General features: G+C 61.5%; 18 protein-coding genes. 6 read left to right on the forward strand and 12 right to left on the reverse strand.

Annotated elements, in window-relative coordinates; all coding sequences use genetic code 11:
- Positions 1–42 precede the first annotated feature (42 nt).
- From gltX to AN189_RS12120, 3 genes are all read right to left on the reverse strand, one after another.
- Positions 43–1,368 carry a glutamate--tRNA ligase gene (gltX, locus tag AN189_RS12110; RefSeq protein WP_056036174.1) on the reverse strand — a complete coding sequence of 442 codons (1,326 nt, stop codon included), beginning with the start codon at positions 1,366–1,368 and terminating at the stop codon, positions 43–45.
- A 32-nt stretch (positions 1,369–1,400) separates the two neighbouring features.
- Positions 1,401–2,849: a DHA2 family efflux MFS transporter permease subunit gene (locus AN189_RS12115; protein WP_056036176.1), complete on the reverse strand. Its 1,449-nt coding sequence runs from the start codon at positions 2,847–2,849 to the stop codon at positions 1,401–1,403.
- Between the two features lie 136 nt (positions 2,850–2,985).
- Positions 2,986–4,644, reverse strand: a complete 1,659-nt coding sequence (locus tag AN189_RS12120) for an NAD+ synthase (protein ID WP_056036180.1) — start codon at positions 4,642–4,644, stop codon at positions 2,986–2,988.
- Positions 4,645–4,802: 158 nt separating this feature from the next.
- Here AN189_RS12120 and AN189_RS12125 point away from each other — a divergent pair, with 158 nt between their 5' ends.
- From AN189_RS12125 to AN189_RS12135, 3 genes are all read left to right on the forward strand, one after another.
- Positions 4,803–6,236, forward strand: a complete 1,434-nt coding sequence (locus tag AN189_RS12125; RefSeq protein ID WP_253279615.1) for an MORN repeat-containing protein — start codon at positions 4,803–4,805, stop codon at positions 6,234–6,236.
- 9 nt (positions 6,237–6,245) lie between these two features.
- Positions 6,246–6,755, forward strand: a complete 510-nt coding sequence (locus tag AN189_RS12130; RefSeq protein ID WP_056036187.1) for a GNAT family N-acetyltransferase — start codon at positions 6,246–6,248, stop codon at positions 6,753–6,755.
- Between the two features lie 66 nt (positions 6,756–6,821).
- Complete coding sequence (locus AN189_RS12135; RefSeq protein WP_056036190.1) at positions 6,822–7,814, forward strand: LLM class flavin-dependent oxidoreductase; 993 nt, start codon at positions 6,822–6,824, stop codon at positions 7,812–7,814.
- Here AN189_RS12135 and AN189_RS12140 read toward each other — a convergent pair.
- The 7 genes from AN189_RS12140 to AN189_RS12170 form a co-directional block, all read right to left on the reverse strand.
- The gene (locus AN189_RS12140) at positions 7,811–8,743 is read right to left on the reverse strand and encodes a glyoxylate/hydroxypyruvate reductase A (protein WP_056036193.1); all 933 of its coding nucleotides are present in this window, start codon (positions 8,741–8,743) and stop codon (positions 7,811–7,813) included. The two genes, AN189_RS12135 and AN189_RS12140, sit on opposite strands and share 4 nt — an antisense overlap.
- Complete coding sequence (gene rodA / locus AN189_RS12145) at positions 8,740–9,879, reverse strand: rod shape-determining protein RodA (RefSeq protein ID WP_056036195.1); 1,140 nt, start codon at positions 9,877–9,879, stop codon at positions 8,740–8,742. Before rodA ends, AN189_RS12140 begins: the two co-directional genes overlap by 4 nt.
- Positions 9,876–11,816 carry a penicillin-binding protein 2 gene (gene mrdA / locus AN189_RS12150; RefSeq protein WP_056036196.1) on the reverse strand — a complete coding sequence of 647 codons (1,941 nt, stop codon included), beginning with the start codon at positions 11,814–11,816 and terminating at the stop codon, positions 9,876–9,878. Before mrdA ends, rodA begins: the two co-directional genes overlap by 4 nt.
- Positions 11,813–12,352: a hypothetical protein gene (locus tag AN189_RS12155; protein WP_056036199.1), complete on the reverse strand. Its 540-nt coding sequence runs from the start codon at positions 12,350–12,352 to the stop codon at positions 11,813–11,815. The genes mrdA and AN189_RS12155 overlap by 4 nt, the downstream gene beginning before the upstream one ends.
- Entirely contained in the window at positions 12,345–13,253 is a 909-nt protein-coding gene (mreC, locus tag AN189_RS12160) for a rod shape-determining protein MreC (RefSeq protein ID WP_056036202.1), read from the reverse strand. Before mreC ends, AN189_RS12155 begins: the two co-directional genes overlap by 8 nt.
- Positions 13,254–13,275: 22 nt before the next feature.
- Entirely contained in the window at positions 13,276–14,313 is a 1,038-nt protein-coding gene (locus AN189_RS12165; RefSeq protein WP_056036315.1) for a rod shape-determining protein, read from the reverse strand.
- A gap of 304 nt (positions 14,314–14,617) precedes the next feature.
- Positions 14,618–16,177, reverse strand: a complete 1,560-nt coding sequence (locus tag AN189_RS12170; RefSeq protein ID WP_056036205.1) for a 2-isopropylmalate synthase — start codon at positions 16,175–16,177, stop codon at positions 14,618–14,620.
- 299 nt (positions 16,178–16,476) lie between these two features.
- On the opposite strand from AN189_RS12170, the gene AN189_RS12175 reads away from it, so the two are divergent.
- From AN189_RS12175 to AN189_RS12185, 3 genes are read left to right on the forward strand one after another with little or no spacing between them, the layout of a single operon-like run.
- Positions 16,477–17,163, forward strand: coding sequence for an SDR family oxidoreductase (locus tag AN189_RS12175; protein WP_172794906.1), 687 nt, complete (start codon positions 16,477–16,479; stop codon positions 17,161–17,163).
- Positions 17,153–17,809 carry an SDR family NAD(P)-dependent oxidoreductase gene (locus tag AN189_RS12180; RefSeq protein ID WP_056036208.1) on the forward strand — a complete coding sequence of 219 codons (657 nt, stop codon included), beginning with the start codon at positions 17,153–17,155 and terminating at the stop codon, positions 17,807–17,809. The genes AN189_RS12175 and AN189_RS12180 overlap by 11 nt, the downstream gene beginning before the upstream one ends.
- Positions 17,803–19,323, forward strand: a complete 1,521-nt coding sequence (locus AN189_RS12185) for a cryptochrome/photolyase family protein (protein ID WP_056036211.1) — start codon at positions 17,803–17,805, stop codon at positions 19,321–19,323. The genes AN189_RS12180 and AN189_RS12185 overlap by 7 nt, the downstream gene beginning before the upstream one ends.
- On the opposite strand, the gene AN189_RS12190 is transcribed toward AN189_RS12185, so the two are convergent.
- Both AN189_RS12190 and AN189_RS12195 read right to left on the reverse strand, forming a co-directional pair.
- A complete protein-coding gene (locus AN189_RS12190) occupies positions 19,320–20,108 on the reverse strand; it encodes an SseB family protein (RefSeq protein WP_056036214.1) in 789 nt (262 codons plus the stop codon). The genes AN189_RS12185 and AN189_RS12190 overlap by 4 nt on opposite strands.
- The gene (locus AN189_RS12195) at positions 20,105–20,686 is read right to left on the reverse strand and encodes a uracil-DNA glycosylase family protein (protein ID WP_056036217.1); all 582 of its coding nucleotides are present in this window, start codon (positions 20,684–20,686) and stop codon (positions 20,105–20,107) included. Before AN189_RS12195 ends, AN189_RS12190 begins: the two co-directional genes overlap by 4 nt.
- Between the last annotated feature and the right edge of the window lie 25 nt (positions 20,687–20,711).

The following is a 20,711-nucleotide window of genomic DNA, read 5'->3' on the forward strand; positions in this document are numbered from 1 at the left end:
GCCCTGGCAACAGGGCGGCTTTTTCCATCCCAGCTTGTAATCTCAGAGTGTCGGTTTCTTTTGCAGCAATGGCATCACATCGGCCATTTCCGGCCCGCGCGCCTGGCCTGTCACGGCCAACCGCAGCGGCATGAACAGCTGTTTGCCCTTGCGGCCCGTCGCATCCTTGACCCGCCCCGTCCAATCAGACCACGTGTCCGCCGCGTAGGGCGGATCGTCCAGCAGATCAAAAGCCTGCGCTGCGAAATCACGATCCTCGTCGGCGACCACCGCTGTGCCGCCATCGCGGAACAGCACCCACCAGGGGGCCACGTCATCCAGTTTGGTCACATTGCCTTTGACGGCATTCCAGAACGCAGGTTGCAGGTCGGCAGGCACGCCTGCGGCCTCCAGCGTCTCAGCCACGTCCGATGCCTCCAGCCGGGCCAGATGGCGGGCCGTCAGCGGCCATAGATCTTCGAAATCGAATTTCGTCGGGGCTGAACCAAAGGTTCCGATATCGAACCCCTTCACCACGTCGTCAATGCCGTCCACCAGCACCACCGGCTGCGACGATCCCAGGCGTGCCATCAGCGACAACACTGCCTCGGCCGCGATGCCCTGCGCGCGCAGATCGCGCAATGCCAGCGTTCCCAGTCGTTTTGACAGCGCCTCGCCCTGCGGTCCGGTCAACAGGCTGTGATGCGCGAAACGCGGCACGCTGCCACCCAGCGCCCGCATGATCTGGATCTGCGTCGCGGTATTCGTCACATGGTCGGACCCGCGCACGATGTCGGTGATTTTCATGTCAACGTCATCGACCGGCGACGCAAAGGTATAAAGGATCTGACCCGTTTCCTTGATCAGCACCGGATCACTGACTGACGTACAATCAATGCTGATCGGCCCCATGATGCCATCGTCCCATTCGACCCGTTCAAGATCCAGCTTGAACCGCCAGTGCGGCCGGCGTCCCTCATTACGGTATGCCTGTTTCTGCGCCTCTGTCAGTGACAGCGCCGCGCGGTCATAGACCGGCGGCTTGCCCATGTTCAGCTGCTTCTTGCGCTTGAGATCCAGTTCGACAGGGGTTTCGAAACATTCGTACAACCGCCCGTCCGCGATCAACTGGTCGCGGGCCGCGTTATAGCGGTCCAGCCGGTCGGATTGCGCGACGGTATCGTCCCAGTTGATGCCCAGCCACGTCAGAACGTCGCGCACGCCTTCCTTGTATTCCGGCTTGGACCGTTCCTGATCCGTATCATCGATCCGCAGGATGAATGTGCCGCCATTTTGCCGCGCGATGGCATAGTTGAACAAGGCGGCGCGCAGGTTGCCGATGTGCAGCCAACCGGTCGGCGACGGTGCGAAACGGGTAATCGTGGTCATGTCAGACGTCCTCTTGCGTTGCGCTCGGTCTCTCACGCAGCCACCGTATTGTCCAGTTTGGCTTGTTCTCCCTTTGGCAACTGCCAGACAAAGATGGCAACACAGGCAAATGTGAAGGTGGAAAACCACAGCGCATAGGTCAGCGCGGTCGAATAATCGGCCACGCCGTCACCGTTTCGACCCAGGTAGCCAAAGAACAGCTGCCCCATGACCGCCAACCCCAAGGCTCCGCCAATCTGCTGAAACGATTGCAGCGCGCCAGAGGCAGACCCGGTATCGCCGTCGCGGACCTGCGCCAGCACGATATTGAACATTGGCGAAATCGCCGTCCCCAGTCCCATACCACCGATCAGCAGCGGCAGGATCAACGCCCCCCGGCGCAGGGTTTCCCCGGCCTGTGGCATGACGAACGGCAGCATCAGTACGCAGCTGACCAGCAGCAACCCGCCCAGCGAAATCCGCAATTTGGGTACCCGGTTTCCCAACCGTCCGGCCATCCCGGACGCAAGCAGCACACCGATCGAGAACGGCATCGTCGTCAACCCCGATTGCAGTGGCGTCAGCCCATTACCGACCTGCAACAGAATGGCGAGCACGAAAAAGAACCCCGGCACACCGGCAAACAGCATCATCACCAGAAAGGAACCGACAACGTAGCTGCGGTTCCGAAACAAGGCGACCGGCAGCAGCTGCGCCTGGCCACGCGATGCGCGGAAACGCTGCCACCAGACGAACACCCCAGTCAGTGGCAAGGCCCCCAGCAGCATCCCGAAAATCCACAAGGGCCAGCCCAGCTGGCGGCCTTCGATCAGCGGGAACAACACGCAAAACAGCGCAAGCGCCGCAATCGCGACGCCCACCAGGTCAATGCGCAGTCCCTTTTCACCGGCAAGGTTCGGCACATACCGCAGTGTCGCCAGCACTGCGATGATGCCCACGGGCACATTCACCAGAAAAATCGGCCGCCATTCCAGCCCCCAGATATCGGCGCCGATCAGCGCGCCGCCCAGAACCGGTCCCGACACGCTGGCCAGTCCGGCAGACAGGCCGAACAACGCAAAGGCCAGCCCACGTTCCTTGGGGGCGAACAGCGCGGGAACGATGGCAAGCGTCTGCGGAATCATCATCGCCCCGCCGATCCCTTGCAAGACGCGCGCACCGATCAGTCCTTCGATGGATGGTGCCATGCCACACAGGGCTGACCCGATCGTGAACACGCAAACACCGCCCACGAACATCCGCCGCCTTCCGAACCGGTCTCCCAACCGCCCCATCGGCAGCAGCAGCAGCGCAAACGTCAGGATGTAGACAGCGACAACCCATTCGATTTCGCTGTCTGTCGCGTCAAAGGCGGCGGCCAGCGAGGGGATTGCCACATTGACGATCGTCACATCCATCAGGTTCATGAAACTGGCGACCAGCAGCGCGGCCATCGCGATCCAGCGCCCTCTGAGTGGTTCGTCATCATCCGTGCGGTTCATCGGGCTCAGCCTTGTTGTTGCGCACGTTACCTAGAACGGCGAACGAAACAGTCACGGGCGACGGCCTGCATCTTCACGATGACGGCGGGTTTGCGGCAAATGCCCGTCGGGCCCCGGGCCTACAGAGCAATATCGCTCAACTCTTGTCGCGCCACCGGTTCACGATGGGATAACGCCGGTCCAGCCAGAACGCGCGTTTCGACAATCGCGTCCCGGGGGCAGATTGGAACCGCTTGTATTCGCTGATGTAAATCAGATGCTCGATTTTCTTTACCACCGCGCGGTCGTGACCTGCCGCGACACAATCCGCGACCGACTGTTCCTCGTCGACCAGGCGGAACAGGATGTCGTCCAGCACCGGATAGGGCGGCAGGCTGTCCTCGTCCTTTTGATCGGGGCGCAATTCGGCGCTTGGTGGCTTGTCGATGATGGCAACCGGGATCACCTCGCCTGCCGGGGCCATCATCCAAGGACGATGATTGGCATTGCGCCAGCGGCAGATGTCGAACACCCGTGTCTTGTACAGGTCCTTGATCGGGTTGTAGCCACCCGACATGTCGCCGTAGATCGTCGCATATCCGACCGCGACCTCGGATTTGTTGCCCGTCGTCAGCAGCATCTCTCCGAACTTGTTCGATTGCGCCATCAGCAGCAGCCCGCGCAAACGAGACTGGATGTTTTCCTCGGTCAGATCCGCATCCAACCCGTCAAACAGATGCGCCAGCGCGTGATCCACGGCACGCACAGGTTCCTTGATGCTGACGGTATCCAGCTTGCAGCCCAGTGCGTGGGCACAAGCCGCCGCATCGTCCAAGGAGGCCTGCGATGTGTATTCTGACGGCAGCATCACGCAGCGCACGTTTTCGGGGCCCAGCGCATCGGCGGCGATGGTCGCGACAATCGCGGAATCGACCCCGCCCGACAGACCCAGCAGCACTTTCTTGAAGCCTGTCTTGCGGCAATAGTCCCGCAGCGACAGCACCATGGCGTGATAGTCCTGCTCCAGACTTTCGGGCAAATGGGCCTTTGCACCGTCCAGAACCCGCCAGCCGTCATCGGTGCGTTCCAGATCGACATGCGCAATCGCGTCCTCGAACACCGGCAATTGCATGGCAAGCTGACCGCCCGGGTTCAGCACAAACGACCCGCCGTCGAACACCTGGTCATCCTGTGCGCCAAGCAGGTTCAGATAGATCAGCGGCACATCGTTTTCGACAACACGGGCCACCATGTTGTTCAGCCGTACGTCGAATTTGTCGCGGAAATAGGGGCTTCCGTTGGGCACAAGCAGCACTTCGGCCCCGCTTTCGACCTGCGCTTCGGCCACATCGGGATACCAGGCATCTTCGCAAATCGGTGTGCCGATCCGCGGCCCCGTCGTCGCAAAGGGTCCCTGGATTTCACCGCGATTGAACAGGCGCACCTCGTCGAACACGTTGAAATTCGGCAAAAAATGTTTGTCTGCCCGGCCAATGACCGCCCCGCCCTTCAGCATGTAATAACTGTTGTGCAGCCGGACACCGTCCAACGCAGGTCCGCCAATCGCAAGCGTCGGTCCATCCGCGCAACGCCGCGCCAGGGCTTCGATTTCGGCCACGGCATCGAGGATGAAACCCGCCCGCCGGATCATGTCCTGCGTCTGGTAGCCCGTGATGAACATCTCGGGCAGCGCCACCAGATCGGCACCTGCCGCCTTGCCCTGTTCCCATGCGCCAAAGGCCAGTTCGGCGTTGCCGGACAGGTCGCCCACGGTGGGATTCAACTGCGCGATCGTGATGCGGAAGGTATCGGTCATGCGGCCTCTTTCGTTTGTGATCCAGATAGCAGAAATGCCGCAAAGGGAAAGCCGCCCATGCCCGCCCTGCCCCGTTGTCAGGTCAACGCGCATTCTTTAGGTTGCCAACAAAAGGGCAATTGAGGTTTTTCATGACGCGCATCGCCACGGCAGCTTTGATGGTTCTGGCCTTGACGGGTGCCGCATACGCGCAGGCCGTCGAAACCAAGCAATACGATGATGGCGGCGTCTACGAAGGCGCGTTCCTGAACGGCAAACAGCACGGTCAGGGCACCTACAGATTGCCCAATGGCTATGAATATTCCGGCGAGTGGGTGCAGGGCGAAATTTCGGGCAGCGGCCGCGCCGTTTTCCCTAATGGCTCGATCTACGAGGGCACATTTGCCGCAGGCAAACCCGATGGCACGGGCCGCATCGCCTTTGCCGATGGTGGCACCTACGAAGGCGACTGGTTGGCCGGTAACATGACCGGACGCGGCATCGCGACCTATGCCAATGGCGTGGTCTACGAAGGCGAATTTCGTAACGCCATGCATCACGGCACCGGAACGATGCGCAACCCCGACGGCTATGTCTACACGGGCAACTGGATTAACGGCGTCAAAGAGGGCGAAGGCACCATCACATATGCGGACGGCGCGACCTACACAGGCACGCTCAAGGCCGGAACCCGTGACGGGGTCGGCACGCTGACCCTGCCCGATGGGCTGACCTACACCGGGACCTGGGTGGATGGCCAGATCGAGGGTGAGGGCACGCTGACACAGGCCAATGGCGACACCTACACCGGCACATTGGTTGCAGGACGCCGCAACGGCCAGGGCCAAGTCGTCTATGCCAATGGCGACACCTACGAGGGCGGCTTTGTCGACGACAAACGCCACGGCACCGGCACCTTTGTCGCAACAGACGGTTACCGCTATACCGGCGACTGGGTTGCGGGTCAGATTCAGGGCGAGGGCGAGGTCGTCTATCCTGACGGGGCCATCTATACAGGCGGCTTTGCCGCCGATCTGGCGGATGGCACCGGCCGTATCGTCTACGCCGATGGATCATCCTACGAAGGCGAATGGTCCAATGGAGTGATCGATGGCCGTGGCACGGCGACCTACGCCAACGGCATGATTTACGAGGGCACGTTCAGCAACGCCAAGAACGATGGCCAGGGGACGATGACCTACCCCGATGGCTACGTCTATACGGGCGGCTGGTCTGACGGTCAGCGTGACGGGACCGGCACCGCCACCTACGCGGACGGCACCGTCTACGAGGGCGGTTTCAAGGCCGGTCAGCGCCACGGCACGGGTACGATCACCCTGCCCGATGGGTTCACCTACACGGGCGATTGGTCCGAAGGCGAGATGTCGGGCACTGGTGTCGCGACCTATGCCAACGGCGATATCTACGAAGGCAGCTTTGTCCGGGGCCGGCGCGAGGGGCCGGGCGTGATGCGTTACGCCAGTGGCCAGGAAACATCCGGCGAATGGGCGGACGGTGCGATCCTGATGCCCGACAATGCGCAAACCGAACCCGCGCCTGCGGAACCTGACGCCTCACCCGCCCCGATCAGTCCGGTCGAACCCGTCGAATAATCCTGCCTGATGCTGCCGATCACAACCAAAAGACTGATCCTGCGGCGGATGACACCGCAAGACATACCGGCGCTACAGCGTATCGGTGGCGATCCGCGCGTTGCACCCAATCTGTTTTCCGTCATATCGCCCTGGCCTGCGGAGGCGGTGGAACACTGGATTGAAACAAGTCAATTTGCCGATCGGCTAGGCTTTCGCCTCGGCATTGCGCTGCGTGACAGACCAGACGAACTGATCGGCACGGTCGGTATAGGCGGCGCGCCTGTTTCACTCAGTTATTTCGTCGACCTCGCCCGCAATGATCAGGGATTTGCGACAGAGGCCGCAGGCGCGCTGCTGCAATTCTGCCGCGACGCCTTTCAACTGCGCTCGGTCACGGCTGACTATTATAGCGACAACCCTGCATCGGGGCGCGTTCTGACAAAGCTGGGGTTTGTCCACGTGGGGCAAGACGTCGGCACGTCGCCTGCAAGAGCGGGTCCGGCCCCGATCACCCTGATGCGATTGGACTTGCCCTGAACCGCTGGTTGCACTGACCCGCCTGCATTCCCATGTTGAGTATCCATGCACTAGACGGCAGAACCAATGCAGTATTCCATCCTCGACCTTGCAACCGTGATCGAAGGCCAGACCCCGACACAGGCGATCGCGAACACAGTCGCCCTCGCGCGATTGGCAGACCACAGCGGTTACAACCGTTATTGGCTGGCAGAACATCACAACATGGCCGGGATCGCCTCTGCCGCGACGTCGGTTCTGATCGGTCATGTGGCAGGCCAGACCGACCGCATACGTGTGGGCGCCGGCGGTGTCATGCTGCCAAACCATGCACCGCTGGCCATCGCGGAACAATTCGGCACGCTGGACGCGCTGTATCCCGGTCGCATCGACCTTGGATTGGGCCGTGCCCCCGGCGGCGACCATGCCGTGATGCGGGCCATGCGGGCCGGTCAACGCGGCGACAGTTTCCCTCAGGACGTGGTTGAACTGTTGGGATATCTGGGTGACGCCGATCCTGCGGCACCCGTGCAGGCCCATCCCGGACAGGGCAGTCACGTGCCCGTCTGGATGCTGGGATCGTCACTGTTCGGCGCGCAGCTCGCAGCACATCTGGGTTTGCCCTATGCCTTTGCAAGCCACTTTGCGCCTGATGCGCTGGAGGATGCGATTGCAACCTACCGTGCGTCTTTCCGTCCGTCGCAATATCTTGACCGGCCCTATTTCATGATGGCCGTGAATGTCTTTGCTGCCGATACGGATGCACAGGCGGCCTACCTGCGCACCTCGCAGCAGCAGGCCTTCGCACGCCTGCGCAGTGGCAATCCGGGTAAACTGCCGCCGCCCGTGCGCGACATCGACGCCACCATTGGCGCGGGTCTGCGTCAGGGCGTAGACCATGCCTTGCGCATCAGCGCGGTGGGGTCGCAGATGACCGTCCGCCGCCAGTTGTCCGACATGATCGACCGCTATGCCCCCGACGAGGTTCTGTTGACCGGTCAGATGTTCGATCAGGACGAACGGCAAACATCCTTTACCCTCGCGGCAGAGGTTCTCTCGGACCTTCCGCTCGCCGCCTAATAGCCTGCCGCCCTGTCAACGAGGTTCAAGGGCGGATCTCCGGCCTCGACCCGGCGGACGTTCTCGGCAATCACCTGTGACGCCGAGGCCGCACGCGTGGTCGAGGCGATATGCGGCGTCACGACCACAGCCGGGTGCGCCCAATAGGGGTGATCTGCCGGGAGTGGTTCGGTGCGAAATGTGTCCAGCGTCGCCCCGGCAACATGTCCGCTGGCCAGTGCGGCGATCAGCGCATCATCGTCGATCAACCCGCCCCGGCCGGGGTTCAGCACATACGCCCCCGGGGCCAGCAGCGCCAGCCGCGCCGTATCCAGCGTGTTTTCGGTTTTTGGCGTCAACGGCAGCAACAGGATGACGATTTCAGCACCCGCCAAGGCGCGGCCCAAGCCATCATCACCCGACAGACAGCGCAACCCCGCGATCTGTTTCGGACTGCGCGACCATCCGGTGACGGGAAACCCCAATTGCGCCAGCGCGGACCCGCAGGCAGCGCCCAGCGCGCCCAACCCCAGCACGGTCACGGGACGGTCCTGCGCAAGTGGCGGATAGACCGTATTGCGCCAGACACCATCCTGGCCGGCAATATGCGCATCCATCCCTAAATGATGGCGCAGCGTATGTCCCACCACCCATTCCACCATGCCTTGGGTCAATGCAGGATCCACCATCCGCGCCAGCAGCTGGGTCAGCGTCTTGTTTCCGACAATCGTCTCCACTCCAGCCCACAACCCCATGACCAGCCGGGTGCGCACGTAAGGCGTGAAATCCTTGACCGGGCCGTTGGGCGCAAAGACGATATAATTTACATCCTCTGGCGCATGTTCACGTGACAGCGAGACCGACAACCCGGCCTGCGCAAAGGCATCCTGCAAGGGTGCCGCATATTCATCCCACAGCGCGGGACGCGCGGAAAACAACACATTGATCATCGTGGCTTGTGCACATGCGCGGATTGCACGAGGCCGAAGGCCACCAGCAGCACCAGCATTGCGGACCCACCATAGCTGACCAAGGGCAGCGGCACGCCGACCACGGGCGCCATGCCTGTCACCATCGCCATATTGACCGCGAAAAACAAAAAGAACGACATGGCGATTCCCATCGTCAGCAAGGCGGCAAACCGGTCCTTGTTGGTCATCGCAGAGGCCAGACAGAACAGGATGATCAGCATGTACAGCCCCAACAGGCCAATGGCCCCGATGAAACCGAATTCCTCGGCCAGGGTGGTAAAGATGAAATCGGTGTGTTTTTCAGGCAGGAAATCCAGACTGCTCTGCGTGCCTTGCATGAAACCGCGTCCCGTCATGCCACCCGATCCCAGTGCGATCTTGGCCTGCGTGATGTGATACCCCGCCCCCAGCGGATCGTTCGACGGATCAAGAAAGGTATCGATCCGGCGGAACTGGTAGTCCTTCAACAATTGCCAGTCCGTGCCGCGCGACTGAAAAACCGCAAAGATCGTGGCGATACCCGCACTAAAGACCGTCGCGAAATAGGCCCAATGCACCCCTGCAATGAACATGACTGTCGCCCCACCCAACAAGAGCAACAGTGCGGTCCCCAAATCAGGCTGGCCCAGGACCAGTGCCGTGGGAAACAGGATCAGTCCGACAGGCAGCGCCACCCACAGCGGATGCGATGTCTTGTGCGTCGGCAGCCAGTCATAATAGGCGGCCAGAAACATCACGAGCGTGATCTTCGTCAGTTCCGATGGCTGCAGACGCATGAACCCCAGATCGATCCAGCGCTGCGCACCCATCCCCACGGAGCCGAAAAACTCGACCGCCAAGAGCAGCATGATCGAGACACCATAGGCCAGACCCGCCATGTTGCGCCAGAACCAGATCGGCACCATGCCGACACCGATCATCAACACCATGCCCAGCGCAAAGCGTTTGACCTGCGGTTCCATCCAGGGTGTCGCAGATCCGCCTGCGACGGAATACAGCATCACGAAACCCGCTGCACTGACGGCGAAAATCAGGGCGATGATCGGCCAGTTCAGATAGATCAGTTTGCGGAACCCGGTGGGAACGTATTGCGCATTGTTTGACAGGTAACTCATGCGGGTGCGCTGCCTCGGTTGACGGTCGCGATCCGTTCCTCGATCCGCTTTTGCTGGTCGGCGATCCGCGCGCGATCGACGCTTGGATAGGCCTCCAGTGGTGGCGGCCCGTCATATAGGGCCTGTAGCAGGATATCACGGGCAATCGGTGCAGCAGCGGTTGATCCGCCGCCGCCGTGTTCGACCACGACCGAAATCGCGAATTTCGGATTTTCGACAGGCGCGTAGCTGACGAACAGCGCATGGTCGCGCCGTTCCCACGGCAGATCCTCGTTGCGGGTCACGCCGCGCGCACGCTCTTCTGCGGTGATACGGCGCACCTGCGACGTTCCCGTCTTGCCGGCCATGGCCATACCCTCTGCCACGATCGCAGAGCGGTGCGCGGTGCCACGTGTATGGTTGACGACCGCATCCATCGACTGCCGTGTCCGGCGTAGCCAGTTTTCGTTGATCGGCAGCGGATCACCGATGCCAGAAGGTTGTTCCACACCGTCGATCGACTTGATCAGTCGCGGCGTGACCATGCGCCCCGTCGCAAGGCGCGCTGTCATCACGGCCAACTGCATGGGCGAGGCCAGAACATAGCCCTGCCCGATCGACGCGTTGACAGTGTCACCGATGCGCCAGCTTTCGCCGCGCACGTCCTGTTTCCAAGCGCGGTCCGGGGCCAGCCCCTCTGCCACGGCGGACAGCGGCAGGTCATGCCGGACCCCCAGCCCCAACAGCCGCGCCATTTCCGCAATCTTGTCGATGCCGACCCTCTGACTGACCTCGTAGTAATAGCTGTCACACGATTGCTTGAGGCTCTCGTGGTAATTCATGTTGCCGTGTCCAGCCCGTTTCCAGCAATGGAAACGCGTGCCCGACACGGTCATATGCCCGGGGCAGTAAACGGTTTCCTCGGGGCCGATCACGCCAGCCTCGAGGGCCGCAAGCGCGGTCACCATCTTGAACGTCGATCCCGGCGGATAGGTGCCCTGGATCGCCTTTGCCGCAAGCGGTCGATACTTGTTTTCGTTCAGATCGGTCCAATCCTTGACCGAAATGCCACGTACGAACATGTTCGGGTCGAATGACGGGGCAGAGGCAATGGCGCGCAGATCGCCGGTTTCGAGGTCGATCACGACGGCACCCGCGCTCTCGCCATCCATCCGGGCCTGCGCATAGGATTGCAGACGCTCGTCCAGACCCAGCTGAATGTCCTTGCCCGGTTCGCCTTCCTTGCGATCCAGCTCGCGCATGACCCGACCCAGGGCGTTGACCTCGATCCGCTTGGTCCCGGCGCTGCCGCGCAGCATGGCTTCCATCTTGTTCTCGACGCCGGTCTTGCCGATCTGGAATTTCGGGATCTGCAACAAGGGGTCCTTGTCGTCGATCCGGCTCAGATCATAGTCGCTCACAGGCCCCACATACCCGACCACATGGCCGACATCGCCGCCGTAGGGATAATGCCGCGATAACCCCACCTCGGCCGTGATGCCCGACAATGCAGGTGCATTCACGTTGATTGCCGCGACATCCTCCCAGGCCAAACGGTCAGCAATGATCACGGGAACAAAAGGCGATCTGCGATACATTTCTTCCTTGGCCCGGGCGATCACATCGGGGTCCAGATCGACAATCTGGGTCAGACGGTTCAACACTTCGTCAACGTCGCCTGCCTCCTCGCGGACCATGACGACACGGTAATTCTGTTCGTTTTCGGCCAAGGGGATTCCGTTACGGTCGAAAATCAACCCGCGCGCCGGTGGCAGCAGACGAATGTTGATCCGGTTTTCCTCGGCCAGCAGGCGAAACTGATCCGCCTGTTCCACCTGCATCGACTGCAACCGCCAGCCCAGCCCGCCCGCAATGCCCAATTGCGCGGCCCCGACGATCAGCGCGCGACGGCTGACGGTGCGGCTGCTCAATTCGTTATCCTTGGGACCTTTTTTCATAACTTATGTCCAAAACTGTCTGTCTGCCCCGGCGCCGGACGGGTGATGCCGAAAATGAGCTGCGCCACCAGGACCACCACCGGATAGGCCACGATCGTCATGACCATCTGGATCAACGTCAGCGCAAGCGGTGCCTGCGGCACGACAGTGATCGCCAGGATCAACCGATAGCCCAGTGTAATCGCCACGATACCCAATGATACCGTACCCCATTCCAACAACAAAGGCACGTTGCGCAGCCCACGCGATTGTGCGCGCAACATTTCGCTGAGGATGCAGACCAGCGCCGCCCACAGCCCGGGCGGTCGCTGAAACAACAGGTCCGCCAGCAGGAATACCACCATGATCAACCCGAACGGCAGGTAGTCAGGGCGCCGGGCGGCATAGGCCAACGTCACCAGCAACAAAAGATCGGGCCCGGTAAATCTGACCGGGATCGCGTTCAGCGGCATCAGCTGCACGAAAAAGATCACGGCGACGAGCCCGACATATTTGAATCGGCCCGCCCAGATGCGCGATGTCGGTGTTTCAGCCATCCGTTGCCTGCGCGCTAGCCGGCAGGATCGGGCCAAAGCGTGCAGGCTCTGTCGCAAGAAGGCCGCCGGGATCGGTGATGACCTCGTGGGGTCGGGCGCGCAGGATCCGCAGGAATTCCAGCCTCTCGAAATCGGCAGACAATCGCACGCGCAGCCGCCGGTCGCTGCCAAGTGCGACCTGCCCGACCAGCAGATCGGCCGGGAACACGCCGCCATCACCGGAACTGACCACACGGTCACCGGGGCGCACGGCATCGGGGTTTTCCAGAAATTCGATCGGCGGGTTCAGCGTGTTGTCACCTGCAAGGATCGCCTTTTGCCCGGATGGCTGGATGGTCACCGGGATGCGGCTGGAGGTGTCGGTCAGCAAAATGACGCGACTGGTCTGATCCGCCATGCCGCTGATCCGCCCGACCAGCCCGATACCATCCATCGCGGGCCAGCCGTCCTCGATCCCGTCACGCTTGCCGACATTCAACAGAACGGATTGGCGAAACGGCGATCCGCTGTCGGTCATGACGACGCCGGTGATATACGTCAGCTGCGGGTCAAGCTGGACATTGTTCAGTTCCAGCAGACGCGCGTTTTCCTGTTCCAGCTGAAGTGCCGCCTCTTTCCAGGCCTTCATCTGCTGCAACTCGCGACGCAGGTCGCTGTTCTGTTCTGACAGGGCCTGATAGCTGCGGAAATCGTTTACCAGCCCGATCACACCGGTCACAGGTGCCATGGCCCAGTCGAAATTCGGCACGACCCGGTCGATCACGGCTAGCCTGAACCGTTCGACCCGCGGACTGTCGATCCGCCAGACCAGAAACACGGCAAGCAACGCGACGATACCCACCGCAACCAACAGGCGACGAAGCGGGGTCGTGAAATCCTCAGAGTTCCGGTCGCGGGCCAAACACAACTCCCGTCAGGTCAGATCAGCTATCGTAGTCTATCACATGCCGAAGCTGTTTTTCATACTCAAGCGCCTTGCCGGTCCCCAAAGCCACACAATTCAGTGACTCGTCAGCGACGGAAATCGCAAGGCCCGTCTGTTCACGCAGCGCCAGGTCCAATTGCCCCAACAGCGCGCCGCCACCCGTCAGCATCACGCCGCGATCAACGATGTCGGCGGCCAGATCAGGCGGCGTTGCCTCGAGTGCGGTCATCACCGCCTCACAGATTTGCTGCACCGGTTCTGCCAGTGCCTCGGCGACCTGGGCCTGCGAAATTTCTGTCTCTTTCGGCACGCCGTTCAGCAGGTCACGGCCACGGATATGCATGGAACTGCCACGGCCGTCATCGGGCATTCTTGCGGTGCCGATCGACGTCTTGATGCGCTCGGCCGTGGATTCACCGATCAGCAGGTTATGCTGGCGGCGCAAATAGTTGATGATCGCCTCGTCCATCCGGTCGCCGCCCACGCGCACGGACCGCGCATAAACGATGTCACCCAGGCTCAGCACGGCGACTTCGGTGGTGCCGCCACCAATATCCACGACCATGTTGCCGGTCGGATCAGTGATCGGCATGCCCGCGCCGATGGCTGCCGCGATGGGTTCCGCGATCAGGCCCGCACGGCGCGCACCAGCAGACAGGACCGACTGACGGATCGCGCGTTTTTCAACCGGTGTCGCACCATGGGGCACGCAGACGATGATCTTGGGCTTGGAAAACGTAGACCGCTTGGCCACCTTGCGGATGAAATACTTGATCATTTCTTCCGCGGTGTCGAAATCCGCGATCACGCCATCCCGCATCGGGCGGATGGCTTCGATGCTGCCGGGCGTCCGGCCCAGCATCAACTTCGCATCTTCACCGACGGCCAGCACCTTTTTCACGCCGTCCTTGACGTGATAGGCAACCACGGACGGTTCGGACAAGACGATCCCACGACCCTTGACATAGATCAGTGTATTGGCCGTCCCGAGGTCGATGGCGATGTCGGACGAAAACAGATTGTGCCAAATTGCCATGCGAAGGCCTTCCCCAAAAATCATGCGCGCTGGGATGATCGCCGCTCAGGCCCGCAATCCAGCTCTAGGCCTTATAGGGGTGCGGTTCAGCGGTTGAAAGCCCTCGTTACAAGCCACTTGGCGCGATCTCGCCACCTGTACAAATACGATAAATCTTGCATCTGGATGACCCGAAATCGGGCAATATTTGCACTTTTGGAACATTTGCCCTGACAGGACGCGCTAGCGGTCCAGAGCAGGCGCGCGCGCAAGCCGTCGAATCGTTTGCGGCCGGCCCACCACATCGTGGTGGACCGGCTACAGCTCATGCGCCTGCGTCTTTGTAGCTGACGCCTTTTGTGTCGTAATCGACGCCGGTTTGTTCACGACGGACGATCAGCCTGTTCAGCGCATTGACATAGGCCTTTGCACTTGCGACGACCGTGTCCGTATCCGCTGACTGACCGGTCGCGATACGTCCGTCCTCTTCGAGGCGAACCGAAACGGTCGCCTGTGCATCAGTGCCCTCGGTGACGGCATTCACCTGGTACAATTGCAGCCGCCCACCATGCGGGAACAATGATTTCACCGCGTTGAAGGCCGCGTCGACAGGACCATCGCCACGCGTCGTCACCTCTTTGGAGGCACCGCCAATCAGCATTTTCATCTGTGCTTCTGCCGGGCCGCCGGTGCCGCAGACAACGCGCAGGTCGGTCAACTTCAGATGGTCTTCGGCCCCTTCGTTGATCCGCATCAACGCAATCAGGTCGTCGTCGAACACTTCCTTTTTGCGGTCGGCCAATTCCTTGAACCTGACAAAAACGTCCTTGAGCTGGTTGTCACCCACCACGTAGCCCAGCTCGTCCAGCTTGGCGCGCAAGGCGGCACGACCGGAATGTTTGCCCAGCGGCAAGGACGTGCCGGACAGGCCCACGTCCTCAGGGCGCATCACCTCAAAGGTTTCGCGGTTTTTCAGCATGCCGTCCTGATGGATCCCGGATTCATGGGCAAAGGCGTTCTTGCCGACGATTGCCTTGTTGAACTGCACAGGAAAACCAGAGACCGTCGCCACACGACGCGAGATGGCCATGATCTTGCGGGTATCGATCTTGGTCTCGTAGGGGATGATGTCCTGGCGGACCTTCATCGCCATGACCACCTCTTCGAGGGCTGTATTGCCTGCACGTTCGCCCAGACCGTTGATCGTGCATTCGATCTGGCGCGCGCCGCCCGCCACGGCAGCAAGCGAATTGGCCGTCGCCAGCCCCAGGTCATTGTGGCAATGCGTGGCAAAGATCACCTCGTCCGCACCATCGACCTCGGCAATCAGCCGCCGGATCAGATCGGCAGATTCAACGGGGGCCGTATAGCCGACCGTATCGGGGATGTTGATCGTCGTTGCCCCTGCCTTAATCGCGATGTCGACCGTGCGTTTGAGAAACTCCCATTCCGTGCGGGTGGCGTCCATCGACGACCATTGCACGTTGTCGCACAGGTTGCGGGCATGGGTCACGCAGTCGTGGATGCGTTCGGCCATCTGGTCCATGTCCAGATTCGGGATCGCACGGTGCAGTGGCGAAGTGCCGATGAATGTGTGGATCCGCGGGCGTGCCGCATGTTTGACGGCCTCCCAGCAGCGGTCGATATCCTTGAAATTGGCGCGGCTGAGGCCGCAGATCACGCTGTTCTTGGACAGGCGCGCGATATCGGAAACGGCGGCGAAATCGCCCTCTGATGCGATGGGAAATCCAGCCTCGATGATATCGACGCCCATGTCATCAAGCATGGCGGCAATTTCAAGTTTCTCGCTGTGGGTCATCGTGGCACCCGGGGATTGTTCCCCGTCGCGCAAGGTGGTGTCGAAAATGTAAACGCGGTCGGTCATTGGTTCGGTCCTGAACGGCTATCTGTTGGGGGTGGTCGGCGCTGGCACTGTCCGAGCGGTCGCGCCGACAGGCACGCTCAGACGTGGTTCAGGCGTAGGGCACGCAGGGTCAGACCCGACAGGGTCGCCAAAAACATATGATCTCGTGCGCTCATGCGTCGCACTATAGCGGCTGTGTCCCGCTTGAAAAGGGCGTTTTGCCGCTGGGGGCCTTGCCCCCGGCCCTGCGGGCCTCCCCGCGGATATTTTTGACCAGAAGAAGAATGGAATGCCGCGCGCGGTGATCTAGGTCTGCCTTTATGACACAGACATTGATTATCACAGGTGCAGCATCTGGAATCGGACGGGGGATCGCGCAGGACTATGCCGGTCGCGGCTGGCGGGTCTTTGGGTTGGATGTTGATCCCATAGCCATTGACGGCGTGACCGGCATCCTCTGCGATGTGGGGGATGAGGATCAGGTCGCGGCGGCCTTTGCGCAGATTGACCGCTGCGATTTGCTGGTCAACAACGCAGGCGTTGCCGATCCGCACCGTGGTCCGATCGAGGATCTTTCGCTTGCCGATTGGCGGCGCGTGACCGACAGCCATCTGACCGGTGCCTTTCTGGTCACACGCGCAGCCGTGCCACTGCTGCGCGCGCGGCAGGGAGCGATCGTGAACATGACATCGACCCGCGCGCAAATGTCGGAGCCTTATTCCGAGGCCTACGCCGCATCCAAGGGGGGGATGTCGGCGCTGACCCATGCGCTGGCGATTTCGCTTGGCCCCGACATTCGCGTGAACGCCGTCGCCCCGGGCTGGATCGTGACCAACGGCTGGGACGATCTGCGCGATGTGGACCACGACCAGCATCCCGTCGGCCGTGCAGGCCGGGTCGAGGACGTCACGCAAACCGTCCGCTGGTTGCAGGAGGCGGGATTTGTGACCGGTCAGGTCGTCACCGTTGACGGTGGCGTGACAAGAAAGATGATCTATGCCGCATAATGCCCTCGTCATTGGTGCCTCTGGCGGCATCGGACAGGCCGTGACTGACGCCTTGCGCACGCGCGGCGCTACGGTCACGACCCTGTCGCGCAGCGCGGACGGGTTCGATGTGACCGACCCCGCATCCGTGGCCCGGCATCTGGACGCGCTTGATGGTCCTTTCGACCTGGTGTTCGTGGCCGTCGGTGTTCTGGGCACACCGGAAAAGTCCCTTGGTGCAATCGAGGCGGACGCCATGGCCCGGGTCATGGCGGTGAATGCCATCGGTCCAGCGCTGATCTTGCGACACATCGGCCGGTTGCTGCCCCGCAGTACCCCTTCGGTCTGTGCCGTGCTGTCGGCGCGCGTCGGATCCATCGGCGACAACCGGATCGGCGGGTGGTATTCCTACCGCGCATCCAAGGCCGCGCTGAACCAGATCGTGCACGGCGCGGCGATCGAACTTGGTCGTTCGCACAAGCAATCCTGCGTCGTGGCCCTGCATCCCGGCACGGTCGAGACACCCTTTACCGCCGACTATGCGGGCCATCACAAAACCGTAGCGGCATCCCAGGCAGCTGCAAACCTGCTGGGCGTGATCGACGACCTTGGCACTGATAAATCGGGCCAATTCTTTGATTATGCCGGAAAGACCATCCCATGGTAGATCTCGTTCTCGTCTTGGGTGACCAGCTGTCGCCCGAACTCTCTGCGCTGCAAAAGGCCAGCAAATCGACCGACATCGTCGTCATGGCCGAGGTCGCGGACGAGGCGAGCTATGTGGCGCACCACCCCAAGAAGATTGCGTTCCTCTTTGCATCCATGCGGAAATTCGCAGCACAGCTGCGCGCGGAGGGATGGACCGTCGACTATACCAAACTGGGCGAGGGATCCGATTCCATCTGCGGTGTCCTGATGCGCGCAGCCGATGAACACGGCGCGAACCGCGTGCTGGCGACGGAACCCGGCGAATGGCGGCTGATCGAGGCGTTGCGTCACTGCCCAGTGACCGTCGAACAACTGCCCGACGACCGTTTCATCGCCTCGCACAAGGAATTCGAAGGCTGGGCCGAGGGGCGCAAGGCGCTGCGGATGGAGTATTTCTACCGTGACATGCGCCGCAAGACTGGCCTGATGATGGACGGCGACACCCCCGCCGGTGGCCAATGGAACTATGACGAGGACAATCGCAAGCCGCCGCCAGAGGGGATCGATTTCGCGGGTCCAATGCGTTTCACCCCCGACGAGACCGTCGAAGAGGTGCTGCAACTGGTCGAACGCCGTTTCGGCAATTCATTCGGCGACCTGCGACCGTTCTGGTTTGCAACAGATCGCGGTCAGGCCCGTCAACACCTGGCCCATTGGGTGAAAAAAGGACTGCCCGATTTCGGCACCTATCAGGACGCCATGATGGACGACGAAAGGTTCATGTATCATTCCATCGTTGGCCTTTATATCAACGCAGGTCTCTTGAACCCGATGGAGGTTTGCAAAGCGGTCGAAAAGGCCTGGCAGGACGGCGATGTGCCGATCAATGCGGCCGAAGGTTTCATTCGCCAGATCATCGGCTGGCGCGAATACATCCGCGGGATCTATTTCCGAGAAGGCCCTGACTATATCCATCGCAACGGGCTGGACCACACCCGTGACCTACCCGGTCTGTACTGGGGCGATGCGACCGACATGCGCTGCATGTCCCGCGCCATCGCACAGACCAAGGAAGAGGCATACGCCCACCATATCCAGCGCCTGATGGTGACCGGGAATTTTGCCCTGCTGGCCGGGATCGATCCGTTTCAGGTCCATGAATGGTACCTGCGCGTTTACGCCGACGCCTATGAATGGGTCGAGGCACCAAACGTCATCGGCATGAGCCAGTTCGCGGACGGCGGGATCATCGCCAGCAAACCCTACGTGAGTTCCGGCAATTACATCCACAAGATGTCGGACTACTGCGGGTCCTGCGCCTATTCGGTGACCAAGAAAACTGGCAAGGGCGCCTGCCCTTTCAACCTGCTGTATTGGCATTTCATGGACCGTCACCGCGAAAAATTCGCGTCCAACAACCGTATCGGACGGATCTACGGCACATGGGACCGGATGGACGACGCCAAAAAGGAAACGATCCTGTCAGAGGCGCAGGCTTTCCTCGATCGGATGGACGCAGGAGAGACGGTCTAGCGCAGTTTCGGCGGCTTGTTCGGATCGGCACCGGGGGCCATCGGGACATCTGGTGTGACGCGCTGCATTTTCGGCAGGTCGAACCGCAGGCCCACACGTTCCAGCCGGCGGGCCATTTCCTCGCCTGCGCCGACGAACACGACGTCCATCGTGCCTGCATCAATGCCGGAAAATGTCAGTGCCTCACCCGCCGCATGGGCCAGCGCACCATGGGCGCTGTCATCGGCACCGACAAACCCCAGAACGTGCCCTTTGCCACCGTCCTCGTATTCGGCGGCAACAAGGTAGGCCGTTTCGGCCAGTCCCGCTGTTTTCGACAATTTGCGGTCCAATGCGTCCAGCACGGCCTCTGGCAGGGACTTTGGCGGCGTGATCGCGACCAGCCGCGCCTGCGTCTGTTCAGGTGCGTGATCAAGGGTCGTTGCCAGCCAGTCGACACCATCCGCCGGGATCAACATGGCCGAAGGCGCGACACGCAGGTTCAGGGCCAGACCACAGCCCTGCCCCGCCATCATCTGCACCAGTGCCCGCCCCGGCAAGCCGGCATAGGGTGCCACGCGCCCGGTAAAATCGGACAAGCGGTCTTCGGTGTCGAAAATCAGGGCGAATGGCGCGCCTTCCATCTCGACCACGGTGGGTTTGACACTGTCGCCCTCGGGCTCTGCGTCCAGCAAGACATAGATATCCGCGTCGCACAGGTCTTCGTAGAACCGCAGGCGCAGCGCGTCGTTTTCCGGGGCCGCCTGCATCGCGGCATGGGATTTATCCAGCGTCGTTTCGGTCATTCCAGCACCTCTTGCACGCGCGCCCGCAACACGGGCAGCAATTCGTCGGCAAACCACGGGTTGCGGTTCAGCCATCCGGTATTGCGCCACGACGGATGAGGCAAGGGAAAGACATGCGGCGCGTGGTCCCGCCAGCCTGCAACCCGCTGCGTGACGGGCATTTTATCGCCAAGATGCCAGCCTTGGGCGTAGGCGCCGATCAGCAGCGTCAGTGGCACCTGCCCCAGCTGGGCAAGCGCCGCCGCACGCCACGTCGCAGCACAGATGCGCGGTGGCGGCAGGTCAGCGCCCTTGGCATCATACCCCGGAAAACAGAATGCCATCGGCACGATTGCGACCCGGTCACGGTCATAGAACGCGTCGTTTTCGATCCCCATCCAATCCCGCAACCGGTCACCGGAACGGTCCCAAAACGGGGTCTGCGCCTCATGCACCCGCGCGCCCGGGGCCTGACTTGCGATCAGAATACGCGGTTGACCACGAAACCATACGACCGGGCGTGGGCTGTGTCGCGTCGCGGTCCGGGCAAAACGATCTGCGCAGATGCGGCAGTCCGCGATGTCTTTCTGAATACTCATGGTCGGGATCTAGAACAGACCCGCC

This window comes from Loktanella sp. 3ANDIMAR09 (assembly GCF_001420005.1).
GTDB lineage: Bacteria > Pseudomonadota > Alphaproteobacteria > Rhodobacterales > Rhodobacteraceae > Loktanella.

Coding starts and splice junctions, on each gene's coding strand:
- gltX (WP_056036174.1), bottom strand. CDS start 1,368: ATGACCACGATTACCCGTTTCGCACCGTCGCCGACCGGTTGGCTGCAC.
- AN189_RS12115 (WP_056036176.1), bottom strand. CDS start 2,849: ATGAACCGCACGGATGATGACGAACCACTCAGAGGGCGCTGGATCGCG.
- AN189_RS12120 (WP_056036180.1), bottom strand. CDS start 4,644: ATGACCGATACCTTCCGCATCACGATCGCGCAGTTGAATCCCACCGTG.
- AN189_RS12125 (WP_253279615.1), top strand. CDS start 4,803: ATGGTTCTGGCCTTGACGGGTGCCGCATACGCGCAGGCCGTCGAAACC.
- AN189_RS12130 (WP_056036187.1), top strand. CDS start 6,246: ATGCTGCCGATCACAACCAAAAGACTGATCCTGCGGCGGATGACACCG.
- AN189_RS12135 (WP_056036190.1), top strand. CDS start 6,822: ATGCAGTATTCCATCCTCGACCTTGCAACCGTGATCGAAGGCCAGACC.
- AN189_RS12140 (WP_056036193.1), bottom strand. CDS start 8,743: ATGATCAATGTGTTGTTTTCCGCGCGTCCCGCGCTGTGGGATGAATAT.
- rodA (WP_056036195.1), bottom strand. CDS start 9,879: ATGAGTTACCTGTCAAACAATGCGCAATACGTTCCCACCGGGTTCCGC.
- mrdA (WP_056036196.1), bottom strand. CDS start 11,816: ATGAAAAAAGGTCCCAAGGATAACGAATTGAGCAGCCGCACCGTCAGC.
- AN189_RS12155 (WP_056036199.1), bottom strand. CDS start 12,352: ATGGCTGAAACACCGACATCGCGCATCTGGGCGGGCCGATTCAAATAT.
- AN189_RS12165 (WP_056036315.1), bottom strand. CDS start 14,313: ATGGCAATTTGGCACAATCTGTTTTCGTCCGACATCGCCATCGACCTC.
- AN189_RS12170 (WP_056036205.1), bottom strand. CDS start 16,177: ATGACCGACCGCGTTTACATTTTCGACACCACCTTGCGCGACGGGGAA.
- AN189_RS12175 (WP_172794906.1), top strand. CDS start 16,477: ATGACACAGACATTGATTATCACAGGTGCAGCATCTGGAATCGGACGG.
- AN189_RS12180 (WP_056036208.1), top strand. CDS start 17,153: ATGCCGCATAATGCCCTCGTCATTGGTGCCTCTGGCGGCATCGGACAG.
- AN189_RS12185 (WP_056036211.1), top strand. CDS start 17,803: ATGGTAGATCTCGTTCTCGTCTTGGGTGACCAGCTGTCGCCCGAACTC.
- AN189_RS12190 (WP_056036214.1), bottom strand. CDS start 20,108: ATGACCGAAACGACGCTGGATAAATCCCATGCCGCGATGCAGGCGGCC.
- AN189_RS12195 (WP_056036217.1), bottom strand. CDS start 20,686: ATGAGTATTCAGAAAGACATCGCGGACTGCCGCATCTGCGCAGATCGT.